The 12410-nt window shown below is 66.3% G+C and carries 10 protein-coding genes; 8 read left to right on the forward strand and 2 right to left on the reverse strand.

The window, feature by feature from the left end:
- Positions 1-73: 73 nt before the first annotated feature.
- A complete protein-coding gene (locus ACYVD7_RS09075) occupies positions 74-1609 on the reverse strand; it encodes a fumarate hydratase (protein WP_460761963.1) in 1536 nt (511 codons plus the stop codon).
- 268 nt (positions 1610-1877) lie between these two features.
- Here ACYVD7_RS09075 and ACYVD7_RS09080 point away from each other — a divergent pair, with 268 nt between their 5' ends.
- The 8 genes from ACYVD7_RS09080 (at position 1878) to ACYVD7_RS09115 (ending at position 11001) form a co-directional block, all read left to right on the forward strand.
- Positions 1878-2573: a DUF2306 domain-containing protein gene (locus ACYVD7_RS09080; RefSeq protein WP_460761965.1), complete on the forward strand. Its 696-nt coding sequence runs from the start codon at positions 1878-1880 to the stop codon at positions 2571-2573.
- Between the two features lie 134 nt (positions 2574-2707).
- The gene (locus tag ACYVD7_RS09085; protein WP_460761968.1) at positions 2708-3442 is read left to right on the forward strand and encodes a DUF2306 domain-containing protein; all 735 of its coding nucleotides are present in this window, start codon (positions 2708-2710) and stop codon (positions 3440-3442) included.
- Positions 3443-3571: 129 nt separating this feature from the next.
- A complete protein-coding gene (locus ACYVD7_RS09090) occupies positions 3572-4612 on the forward strand; it encodes a sensor histidine kinase (RefSeq protein WP_460761970.1) in 1041 nt (346 codons plus the stop codon).
- Positions 4609-5388 (forward strand): LytR/AlgR family response regulator transcription factor, encoded by a 780-nt coding sequence (locus ACYVD7_RS09095; RefSeq protein ID WP_460761973.1) that lies wholly within the window; start codon positions 4609-4611, stop codon positions 5386-5388. Before ACYVD7_RS09090 ends, ACYVD7_RS09095 begins: the two co-directional genes overlap by 4 nt.
- A gap of 84 nt (positions 5389-5472) precedes the next feature.
- Positions 5473-6885, forward strand: coding sequence for an NfeD family protein (locus tag ACYVD7_RS09100; RefSeq protein ID WP_460761976.1), 1413 nt, complete (start codon positions 5473-5475; stop codon positions 6883-6885).
- A 3-nt stretch (positions 6886-6888) separates the two neighbouring features.
- On the forward strand, positions 6889-7635 hold the full coding sequence (locus ACYVD7_RS09105) for a slipin family protein (RefSeq protein ID WP_460761979.1): 747 nt from the start codon (positions 6889-6891) through the stop codon (positions 7633-7635).
- Between the two features lie 144 nt (positions 7636-7779).
- A complete protein-coding gene (locus ACYVD7_RS09110) occupies positions 7780-9669 on the forward strand; it encodes an ABC transporter ATP-binding protein (RefSeq protein WP_460761982.1) in 1890 nt (629 codons plus the stop codon).
- Positions 9670-9804: 135 nt separating this feature from the next.
- A complete protein-coding gene (locus ACYVD7_RS09115; RefSeq protein WP_460761984.1) occupies positions 9805-11001 on the forward strand; it encodes a PQQ-dependent sugar dehydrogenase in 1197 nt (398 codons plus the stop codon).
- 85 nt (positions 11002-11086) lie between these two features.
- Here the strand turns inward: ACYVD7_RS09115 and ACYVD7_RS09120 are convergent, their stop codons facing one another.
- On the reverse strand, positions 11087-12349 hold the full coding sequence (locus tag ACYVD7_RS09120; RefSeq protein WP_460761987.1) for an aminopeptidase: 1263 nt from the start codon (positions 12347-12349) through the stop codon (positions 11087-11089).
- Positions 12350-12410: the final 61 nt, after the last annotated feature.

Below are 12410 nucleotides of genomic sequence, written 5' to 3' on the forward strand. Positions count from 1 at the left end.
GACCGATGACTGAAAACAATACAGGCCGGTATCTGCCGGCCTGTACTTGTACATCGTGATGGTCTGCGGGACGTCAGGCCACCACCACCGGGATCTTCCCGATCATCCCGCTTGAAATCCGCGCCTGCCACTCCTTCGGGCCGGTGTTGTGCACCGAGGTGCCCTGCGAATCCACGGCCACCGTCACGGGCATGTCCTGCACTTCGAATTCGTAGATCGCTTCCATGCCCAAGTCGGCGAATCCGACGACCTTCGCGGCCTTGATCGCCTTCGACACCAGGTACGCCGCGCCGCCGACGGCCATCAGGTAGGCAGACTGGTGCTTCCTGATCGCCTCGATCGCGGTCGGGCCGCGCTCGGCCTTGCCGACCATGCCCATCAGGCCGGTCTGCGCCAGCACCTGCTCGGTGAACTTGTCCATGCGCGTGGCCGTGGTCGGGCCAGCCGGGCCGACGACTTCGTCACGCACCGGATCGACCGGGCCGACGTAGTAGATGAAGCGACCCTTGAGGTCGACCGGCAGCGGCTCGCCCTTGTTGAGCATGTCGACCATGCGCTTGTGCGCGGCGTCGCGGCCGGTGAGCAGCTTGCCGTTGAGCAGCAGCACTTCACCGGGCTTCCACGACGCGACGTCTTCCTTCGTCAGCGTATCGAGGTTGACGCGACGGCCCTTGGAGGCGTCGTAGGTCAGCTTCGGCCAGTCTTCGAGCGACGGCGGATCCAGCATCACCGGGCCGCTGCCGTCCAGCGTGAAATGCGCGTGGCGCGTGGCGGCGCAGTTGGGGATCAGCGCCACCGGCAGGTTCGCGGCGTGCGTCGGGTAATCCTTGACCTTGATGTCGAGCACCGTGGTCAGGCCACCCAGGCCCTGCGCGCCGATACCCAGCGCGTTGACCTTCTCGTACAGCTCCAGGCGCAGTTCCTCGGCGCGATTGGACGCGCCGCGCTGCTGCAGGTCGGTGATGTCGATCGGCTCCATCAGCGCTTCCTTCGCCAGCAGCATCGCCTTCTCTGCGGTGCCGCCGATGCCGATGCCGAGCATGCCCGGCGGGCACCAGCCGGCGCCCATGGTCGGCACGGTCTTGAGCACCCAGTCCACGATGGAGTCGGACGGGTTGAGCATGGCGAACTTCGACTTGGCTTCCGATCCGCCGCCCTTCGCCGCGACGATCACGTCGACGGTGTTCCCCGGCACGACCTTCACGTTGACCACGCCGGGCGTGTTGTCCTTCGTGTTGGTGCGCTTGCCCGCCGGATCGGCGAGCACAGAGGCGCGCAACTTGTTGTCCGGATGGTTGTAGGCGCGGCGGACGCCTTCGTGGACCATGTCTTCCACGCCCATCGTGGCGTCGTCCCAGCGCACGTTCATGCCGATCTCAAGGAACACGGTCACGATGCCGGTGTCCTGGCAGATCGGACGGTGGCCTTCGGCGCACATGCGCGAGTTGATCAGGATCTGCGCGATCGCGTCCTTCGCAGCCGGCGACTCCTCGCGCTCGTAGGCGGCGGCGAGGTTCTTGATGTAGTCGACCGGGTGGTAGTACGAGATGTACTGCAACGCGTCGGCGACGGACTGGATCAGGTCTTCCTGCCGGATTGAAACAGGCATGGTCGAAACGGGCGTGCTTGAAACGGGCTTGCTGTTGCTGGCGGTCACGGGCGGCCGGTGGGGTTGCGGGCGAGGCCGGTATTTTAGGGCACCTCGGCGGATCGGGCCGTGCCGCCCCCAACGGCCGCACTCCGGCGGCGCCACCGGTCGCCCCCAGCCGCAATCCGTACCACCCGCTCCGTCATTCGTCGCGAGCCGCCTTCCCGGCCCGTGGGCCGCCCCCGAGACTGCCGCAGCGGCCCGCTGGCCGCGCGAACGGGGAGCACGCATGAAGCTGATCCACATCGTTGCCGGGCTGCTGGCCCTGATCTCCGGTGCCATCGCCCTGGCTGCCGCCAAGGGCTCGCCCCTGCACCGCCGGGCCGGCACCGTCTTCGTCGCGGCGATGCTGGTGATGTCGTCCACGGGTGCGGTGATGGCAATTTTCTTCAAGCCGAACCCGGTCAACGTCATGGCCGGATCGATGACTTTCTACCTGGTGAGCACGGCCATGCTCACCGTGAAGCGCCGCGTGGAGCAGATGCGCGCGCTGACCGCCGGGTTGATGCTGACGGCACTGGCACTGAGCGCGTGGGCGTTCTCGCTCGCGTTCCAGACGCTGGGAAGTCCCAACGGAACGGTTGGCCACATTCCGCCGCAGCCGATTTTCATGTTCGCCATCATCGGTCTTGCCAGTGGCCTGCTGGACGCGCGCATGTTGTGGGCAGGCCGCATCGAAGGCGCACATCGCCTGGCGCGGCACCTGTGGCGCATGGGCTTCGGCATGTGGATCGCGACCACCTCGTTCTTCATCGGCCAGCCGAAGGTGTTCCCCGATTTCCTGCGGCAGCACATCGGCCTGCGCGCGATTCCCGTCCTGGTCGTGACCGTCGTGGTGCTCTACTGGCTGGGCCGCGTGCTGATCAGGCGACGCAATCCGGCAGCTGCAGCAATCCAGCGCACCGACGCGATGGAGCGCACGTGATGGACGGCGGAATCGAAGCCATCCCATCCGCACAGGCAATCACATCGTCAATCGCACCGGGACGCGCCGTTACGCCAGCCACAAACTTCGCGCGCAGGTCGTTGCATGCCTCAGCTGCAGGCGCCCTCGTCGCGATGATGCTGGGACAGCTGATGTTCGCGGTCTATTTGCTCGGCTTTTATGGCCGCGCTGCACTGGCAGGACGACCGCAGGACTGGAACAAGGTGCTGCAGGGCGGGTACATCCCGGGCGACGGCGTCGGCAACGCGGTGCTGGCCTCGCATCTGGCGTTCGGTTTCATCGTCACGGTGGGCGGTGTGCTGCAGATGCTGCCGTGGTTGCGTCAACGCCATCCGCGCGTGCATCGCTGGAACGGGCACGTCTTCGTCGTGTCGGCCGTGGTCGCGGCGATGGGCGGCCTCGTCATGATCTGGACGCGCACCACCGCCGGCGACATGAGCCAGCACATCGCGATCAGCATCAACGCGCTGCTGATCCTCGGCTTTGTCGCCATGGCGTGGCGCCATGCACGGGCGCGTCGCATCGACGCGCACCGGCGCTGGGCGATGCGCCTGTTTCTCGCGGTCAACGGCGGCTGGTTCTTCCGCATCGGCCTGATGCTGTGGCTCGTGCTCAATCGCGGGCCGGTCGGTTTCGATCCCAGGACATTCAGCGGCCCGTTTCTCACGGGGCTGGCCTTCGCGCAATACCTGCTGCCGCTGGCGCTGCTTGAGCTGTACCTGCGTGCGCAGGCCAGCCCACAACCGCGCACGCAACTGATGACGGCAACCACGCTGGGGATCGCGGCGCTGGGCACGTTGGGCGGCATCGTCGCAGCCACGGCCATCCTCTGGTTGCCGCGCATCTAGTCCGTCGATCCAGGCAACCACGCAGCCGCGGCGCCTGACCGCGTGCACTATGCTCGCGCCATGTCCGCTCGCCCTGCCCCTTCCGTGCCTGCGCCCCGCCTTTCCGAACGACCCCACGGGCTCGCATTGATGTTCGGATGGCGCCGCGTGCGCTTCACCCTGCTGTTCTCGTTCGTCGTGGGCGCGCTGGTCGGACTGGGTTGGAAATCGGGCTGGTCGTCGGCAGTCATACGCGTGATGGCGCTGGGCATGGTGGCGATGGTGGTGTTCGGCGTGTTCGAACAATGGCCGCGGCGCCTGCCGGCGTGGCTGGCACGCTGGATGCTGCAGGTGGTCGGCGTGGCGATTTCCATGCCCATCGGCACGGCCTGGATCTACGTGCTGTCGACCAAGCACGGCGCGCCGCCCTTCTGGCATGACATGGAACGCATGGGCGGCTTCAGTGCCCTGTGCGGATTGGGAATATTCCTGTCGCCCTGGGTGGCGCTGGGGGCGCTGGTGCGACAGAAGGACGCGCTCGCACGCCATCAGGCGCTCGCCTTCGAACTGGAACGCAGCGAACTGGAACGACAGGCGCTCGACGCCCGCCTGCACCTGTTGCAGGCGCAGGTGTCGCCGCATTTCCTGTTCAACACGCTGGCCAACGTGCAGGCGCTTGTCGATGCCGGATCGCCGCAGGCGTCCGCCGTGCTGCGCAGCCTGGTCGCCTATCTGCGCGCCGCGGTGCCGCGATTGAACGAAATCTCCACGACACTCGGCCAGGAACTCGAACTGGCGAAGGCCTACCTCGAGCTGATGCACATGCGCATGCCCGATCGCCTGCAGTTCGCGCTGCATGTCGATGACGCCGCGCGCTCCCAGCCGTGCCCGCCGATGACACTGCTGACGCTGGTGGAAAACGCGGTGCGCCACGGCATCGACCCCGCCGAGGAAGGCGGCCGCATCGACATCCATGTGCAGCGCTTTGGCGATCGCTGCCTGGTGCGCGTCAGTGACACCGGCGTCGGCCTCGCGCATGCCACTGGACAGGGCCTGGGCACCGGCCTGACGTCGCTGCGTGAGCGGTTGCAGCTGGTCTTCGGCGACGACGCGCAGTTGCGCATCCGCGAGCAGCATCCGCGCGGCGTGTCCGCCGAAGTCGAGCTGCCTGCACAGGCATCTCCGCCATGACCCGCCCGACCGCCCTCATCGCCGACGACGAACCCCTGCTGCGCGACGCATTGGCAGGCCAACTGGCGCAGGCGTGGCCGGAACTCGAAGTCGTCGCGATGGCCCGCAATGGCCGCGATGCCGTGCGCCTGTTCGAAACCCGGCGGCCCGACATCTGCTTCCTTGACGTGCACATGCCGGGCATTTCCGGCGTCGAGGCCGCACATAAGATCGGCCGGCGCGCGCACCTGGTCTTCGTCACCGCCTACGACTCGTACGCGCTGCAGGCTTTCGACGAGGGCGCGCTCGACTACCTGGTGAAGCCGGTGGAATCCGCGCGCCTCGCTGAAACCGTATTGCGCCTGAAGGAACGCCTGCGGACGGCGCAGCCTGCTTCCAATACCGATGCGCTGTTGCGCCAGCTTGCCGAGCAACTGCAGCGCACCGCGCCATCGACGCCGCTGCGTTGGATCCGCGCGCAGGTCGGCCAGGCCTTGCGCCTGATCCCGGTGGAGGACATCGACTACCTGCGTTCGGATGCGAAGTACACGCTGATCGCCTGGCGCGGCGACAACGGCCAACCCGGAGAAGCACTGATCAATACCGCGCTCAAGGAACTCGTAACGCAACTAGAACCCGTGCATTTCGCCCAGGTCCACCGGTCCGTAGTGGTGAACCTGCGCGCCGTCAGCCACGTCACCCGCGGCGAGAACGAAACCGCCACCATCCACCTGCGCGGTCGCAGTGAAGTCCTGCCGGTGAGCCGCAGCTACCTGCACCTGTTCCGGCAGATGTAAGCCGCATACGCCCATCCCAGCGCCTTAACAGGCCCTGCGTTTAACTGCAGTCGGACTCGGCGCTGCACGCCGTGGGAGTGGGTCATGCGGCTCTGTAGAGGTGCATGGCTGTTGATCTGTGCGCTGGCGCTGGCACCGGTGCTATCTGCCCCGGCGCCGAACGCGCCCGCGTCCGGTGGCGTGCTGCTGCTCGACATCAAGGGCGGCATCGGTCCGGCCACACGCGACTATCTGCTCCGTGGGTTCAAGCGGGCCGGCAACGACCACGTCCGCGCGGTGGTGCTGCGCATCGACACACCGGGCGGACTGGATGCCGCCACCCGCGACATCAACCAGGCCATCTTGGCCTCGCCCGTGCCGGTGATCGCCTGGGTCGCACCGCAAGGCGCCCGCGCGGCCAGCGCCGGCACCTACATCCTCTATGCCTGTCACGTCGCGGCTATGGCGCCAGCGACCTCGCTCGGTGCGGCGACGCCCGTGGAGATGGGCGGCCCCTTCCCCGGCAACGAGCCCACCAAACAACCACCCGCAACCGAACCCGCTGCAAAACCGGAGTCGCCGGACCGCGAAGCCCAGCGCAAAGCCCCATCCCACGAACCGGGCACGGCAATGGAGCGCAAGGTCGTCAATGACGCTGCCGCCTACCTGCGCAGCCTGGCCGAACTGCGCGGCCGCAATGCGGTGTTTGCCGAAGCCGCCGTGCGCGAAGCCGCGACCCTGACTGCGAGCCAGGCCTACGCGCAGGGCGTGGTGGAAATCCTCGCGCCTGACATCAACGCGTTGCTCCGCCAGGCTGACGGCCGCACCGTCAGACTCGGACAGCGCAAGGTAACGTTGGCCACGGCCGGGCAACACGTGACCACACTCATCCCGGACTGGCGGGCGCGTTTCCTCGCCGTCATCACCGACCCCACCGTGGCCTACCTGCTGCTGTTGGTCGGCTTGTACGGCCTGGTGATCGAAGCCTACACACCCGGCGCGATCATGCCCGGCACTGTCGGCGCGATCTGCCTGCTGCTGGCGCTCTACGCCCTGCAGGTGTTGCCGGTGAACTACGCAGGCGTGGCACTGATCGTGTTGGGTGTCGGATTGATCGCCGTCGAATTCGTGGTGCAGAGCTTCGGCGCGATCGGCATCGCCGGCGTGGCGGCGCTGGTGACGGGTTCGCTGATCATGTTCGAAACCGACATGCCCGGATTTGGCGTACCCGGGCAGCTGGTGTTCGGGATCGGCGTGGCCAGTGCAGTCGCTTTCGCTGGCGTCATCTGGCTGGCGACACGGGCGCGTCGACAGCCGGTGGTCAGCGGCGTCGAGGACCTGATCGGCCGCACCGCCCTCGCTACCGGTGATTTCCACGGCCGTGGCCAGGTGCAGATCCGCGGCGAACTCTGGCAGGCGCAATCCGATCTTCCCGTGCAACGCGGCCAATCCGTGCGGGTGCAGGCGCTCGACGGTCTGGTGCTGCACGTCAGCCCGCTCGACGAACACAGGAGATAGACCATGGCCGTCATCGCGTACTTCCCCCTGTTCCTGTTGTTGGCCCTGTTGGCGTTCAGTGCCATCAAGATCCTGTTCGAATACCAGCGCGGTGTCGTGTTCCAGCTCGGCCGTTTCTGGAAAGTGAAGGGTCCTGGCCTGATCGTGCTGATTCCCGTCTTCCAGCAGATGGTCCGCGTGGACCTGCGCACCATCGTCATGGACGTGCCGCCGCAGGACGTGATCTCGCGTGACAACGTCTCGGTGCAGGTCAATGCGGTGGTGTACTTCCGCGTGGTCGATCCGCAGAAGGCGATCATCAACGTCGAGCACTTCTACGAAGCCACCAGCCAGCTCGCCCAGACCACCCTGCGCTCGGTGCTGGGCCAGCACGACCTGGACGAAATGCTGGCCGAACGCGAGCGCCTCAACGCCGACATCCGCAACATCCTCGATGCACAGACGGACGCCTGGGGCATCAAGGTCGCCAATGTCGAGATCAAGCGCGTGGACCTCAACGAAACCATGGTCCGCGCGATCGCCAGGCAGGCTGAAGCCGAACGCGTGCGTCGCGCCAAGGTCATCCATGCCGAAGGCGAAAAACAGGCCGCCGCAACCCTTGTCGAAGCCGCGCGCCTGCTCAGTGGCGATCCGCGCGCGATCCAGTTGCGTTACCTGCAGACGCTCACCGAGATCGCCGGCGAGAAGAGCTCCACCATCGTGTTCCCGCTGCCGATCGATGTGATCGAGTCAATGCGCAAAGGCAATTGAGCACGGCCATGGACGTAACCCCGGATGAGCGCTGCGCGCCCGGTACTACGGGCAACCCCGGGTGCCGCTGCCGCCTTTCCCGGGCGACGCACGCGCTGTGCCTTCCTGCTCCCGCTCGGCGCAACGCGCGGGCACAATCGCGCGATGACCGCCATTCCTGATGCGACTTCACCGGGCGCAGCTTCCCCCCGTCCCGCCAGACAGCCCAGCCTGCGCGAACGCTTCAACGCCCTGCGCAACCTGCCGCCGTTTCTTTCGCAGATCTGGGCGACCAGCCGGGCGCTGACCCTGGCGACGCTCGGACTGCGGCTGGTCCGTGCGTTCCTCCCGATCGCCACGTTGTACGTGGGCAAGCTGATCATCGACGAGGCCGTGCGACTGGTCGGCGCAGGAACGATGCAGGAGTCGCTGGCGGCCGCTTGGAACAGCGGGCAACTCGCCCACTTGTCGTGGCTGCTGGTCATCGAGTTCGCCCTGGCCATCGGCTCGGACCTGCTGGGCCGGTTCATCAGCTATGGCGACGCGCTGTTGTCGGAGCTGTTCACCAACGCCACCAGCGTGCGCCTGATGGAACACGCGGCGACGCTCGACCTGGAGGACTTCGAAGATCCAGACCTGCAGGACAAGCTCGACCGCGCGCGCCGGCAGACGATGGGGCGCATGAACCTGATGGCGCAGCTGTTCGGGCAGGTGCAGGACGCAATCACCGTCGTGAGTTTCGCCGCTGGACTGTTGGTCTATGCGCCGTGGCTGATCCTGCTGCTCGCGATTGCATTGATTCCCGCCTTCGTCGGCGAGGCCCACTTCAACGCGCTGGGCTATTCGCTCAACTTCCAATGGACGCCCGAGCGCCGGCAGCTGGAGTACATCCGGCAGATGGGCGCCAGCGTGGAAACGGCGAAAGAGGTGAAGATCTTCAACCTCAACCGCTTCTTCATCACCCGGTTCCGCGAACTCTCCAGCAAGTTCTTCGCCGCCAACCGCGCGCTGGCACGACGTCGCGCGCTCTGGGGCACGCTGCTCGCCGCGCTGGGCACGATGGGCTATTACGTGGCGTATGCGTACATCGCCTGGCGCACGGTGCGTGGCGACTTCAGCATCGGTGACCTGACCTTTCTTGCCGGCAGCTTCCTGCGGCTGCGGCAGTTGCTAGAAGGTCTGTTGGTCGGTTTCTCGCAGGTCGCTGGACAAGCGCTGTACCTCGACGACCTGTTCTCGTTCTTCGAGATCAAGCCGGAAATCCAATCGCCCGCCAATGCGCTGTCGGTGCCGCAGCCGATTGCGCGCGGCTTCGTGTTCGAGAACGTGGGCTTCCGCTACCCCGATGCGGAACGCTGGGCACTGCGCGGGCTGGGCTTCGAGCTGCGAGCAGGCGAAGTGCTGGCGCTGGTCGGCGAGAACGGCGCCGGCAAGACGACGCTGGTGAAACTGCTCGCGCGCCTGTACGACCCGGACGAGGGCCGCATCCTGCTGGATGGCCGCGATCTGCGCGAGTACGACCTGGACGACCTGCGCGCGAACATCGGCGTGATCTTCCAGGACTTCGTGCGTTACCACCTGACCGCGGGCGAGAACATCGGCGTCGGGCAGATCGACGCGATGTACGACGCCACGCGCATCCGTGAGGCCGCGCGGCGGGCAATGGCCGACCAGGTGATCGAACCCCTGCCGCACGGCTACGACCAGCTGGTCGGCCGGCGCTTCAAGAGCGGCGTCGACCTGTCCGGCGGGCAATGGCAGAAAATCGCGATCGCCCGCGCGTACATGCGTGACGCGCAGGTGATGATCCTCGATGAACCGACGGCGGCGCTGGACGCGCGCAGCGAGTTCGAAGTGTTCCAGCGCTTCAAGGAACTCTCCGAAGGCAAGACCGCGGTGCTGATCTCGCACCGGTTCAGCAGCGTGCGGATGGCGGACCGGATCCTGGTGCTGGCCGAAGGTCGGCTCGAAGCCAGCGGCACTCACGTGGAATTGCTCGCCCAAGGCGGACGCTATGCGGAATTGTTCGAACTGCAGGCGGCGGGCTATCGGTAGGGCGGGTCTTGACCCGCCGTCCTGATGGCGACGATGGATCGACCCGCAATGCTGATGGCGATGATGGCGGGTCAAGACCCGCCCTACGCAACTCCTTCCCGACCTGGGCCAAGGTCGGTATTCAGGAGCAGCGACATGAACCGATTCATCCGTTGCGCTGCCGTCACCTGCCTGCTCCACCTGCTGCTGGCCTGTACCGCGCGTCCGCAAGGCAGCGAAGACGACGACTACGACACCGGTGCGTCCCGACCGATGCCGGCGCGCGAACTCCCCAGCACCCTGGGCGACATCCGCGTCACCATCGTTGCTGGCGGCCTGGAGCATCCCTGGGCCGTCGCGCTGTTACCGGATGGCGGCTTCCTCGTCAGCGAGCGACCCGGGCGGTTGCGTCGCATCGATGTCGACGGTTCGATCAGCGAACCGCTGAAGGGCCTGCCACCGGTGTATGCGCATGGCCAGGGCGGCCTGCTCGACGTCGCGCTGGCACCGGACTTCGCCACCAGTCGACGCATCTATTTCAGCTATGCCGAATCCGGCGATGGCGACACGGCGGGAACCGCGGTCGCGCTGGCGACGCTGGGCGATTCCGCCCTCACCGACGTGCGCCGCATCTATCAACAGCAACCGAAACTGGTCGGACCCAACCACTTCGGGTCGCGCATCGCCTTCGACCACGATGGCCACATCTTCATCAGCCAGGGCGAACGCAACGACCGGCCCACGGCGCAGAAGCTGGACATGCTGCAGGGCAAGCTGGTGCGCCTGAATCTCGACGGCAGCATTCCTGCGGACAATCCGTTCGTGGGCCGGAAGAACGCGCGGCCGGAAATCTGGAGCTACGGGCATCGCAATTCGCAAGGCCTGGCCGTGGATCCGCGAACTGGCACGCTGTGGGAAAGCGAACACGGCCCGCGCGGCGGCGATGAGATCAACCTGCCGCGGCCGGGCAGGAACTACGGCTGGCCGATCGTCACGCTCGGCATCAACTATTCCGGCCTGCCGATTCCCGAAGCAGTGGGAACATCGGCGCCGGGCATGGAACCGCCGCACCACTACTGGGCGGTGTCGCCGGCGTTGTCAGGCATGGCGTTCTACGTCAATCACGCCCAGTCGAGATGGAACAACAGCTTGTTCCTCGGCGCGTTGGCCGATGGCAGCCTGATCCGCCTGTCGCTGGCGGGCGACACGATCATGGGCGAGGAACGACTGCTGCGCGAGCTGGGTGCGCGCATCCGCGACGTCCGGGTGGGCGTCGATGGCAACCTCTACGTGCTCACCGATGAGGGCGATGGAAAACTGCTGCGGGTGGAGCCGCCGCGCAGCACGGAATGACGCGACGGCTGCGTGCACCGACGTCACCCGGACTACCGGGCGACGTCCGATGGATCTTCACGGTATCTCTTGTTGCGTCCTGGAATCAGAGCTTCAATGCACCCGCATCGACGATGGTCTTGCCATCCATCGTCACCGTGCTTCCGGGCAGGAACGCCACGAGGCTGAATGGCACCGAGTTGTCGCCACCCGCCCACATGTTGAACCCCGTGCCAACGGTGACCGCGCCTGCAGGCACCCAGGTACCCACCATGCTGGTGGCGGGCAGGCTCACGTTGGGATTGATGCCGAAATCGACGAAGGCGAAGTCGTTCTTGCGTGCGTCGTCTACGGCGTCGTACTCGGCCTTGTAACCCTCAAACCCGGGGCCCGATCCGCTGATCGCGGTGACCTTGCCACCGACGACGGTGAGGGTCAGGTTGTCGATCTGCTTGCCGCGGAAGAACTGGTGCGAATTTACGACCTTGCCCTCGGCGCTTCCCGGGACGGGCGTGGTGTACACCTCACCGGCCGGCAGGTAAACCGATGCGGCGGCGCCACCCTGCTTGATGTCGTCCGGCGACACGACGCCATCACTGACCAGATACCTGCGCCCCTTCACACTCAACTTCAGGTCCGTGCCGTTGGGGTTGGTGATGTGCAGCTCGCCACCCGCTTCCAGCGCGCTCTTCACCAGTTCACCACGCGCCTGCAGCTGGGTGTAGTCGACGTTCACGCCGTTCCAGAACAGTTGCGACAACGCATCGGTCGACAGGCCATAACGTTGCGCGCGCCACGCCGTCGGATAGAGGTTGTTGCCCACCTCCACGGTGCGCACCTTGTTCTTCGTGAACGCCTGTGCCACGACCTCGTTGGTTTTTCCGCGCGCGGCGACACGCTTGGGATCGGCGCCTTCGAACAGGTTCTCGGTGGCAAAGTTCTGGATGGCGATGTTGACGTTGATGACGCCCGCCATCTTCATCGCGAGCCCGTCGACCTGGGTGTCGTATTTCTCCGGGACGTCGAAGAACAGTCGCTTGGCGAGCTGCTCGCTGTTGTATTCGATGTAGGGGAAGCCGCCCACCTTGCGCACTTCGACTGCAATGTCTTCCATCAGCGCGGCATCGCTGGGCAGGCCGGTGATCGCGACGACCTCGCCTTCCTTGACGGCAGCGCTCTGGGTGACCAGGCGTTGGGCGAGCTGGGCCAGGTCGACGGGCGGCGCCGTCGGGGCGGCTTCGGCCGGCGGCGTCGACTCCGGGGCGGCGGGCGCGGCAGCTTCGGCGGGCGCCTGGGTATCAGCCTTCTGGCAGGCCGCGACGGCACACAGGGTGGCCGCCAGCGCGGCCGCAAGCACGGAACGTTGCATGGAATGTCTCCTGGAGTGCCCGTTGACCGGGCGGATGAAACGAGGAAGCGCCGCAACGTGA

It is taken from the genome of Lysobacter fragariae (genome assembly GCF_054779775.1).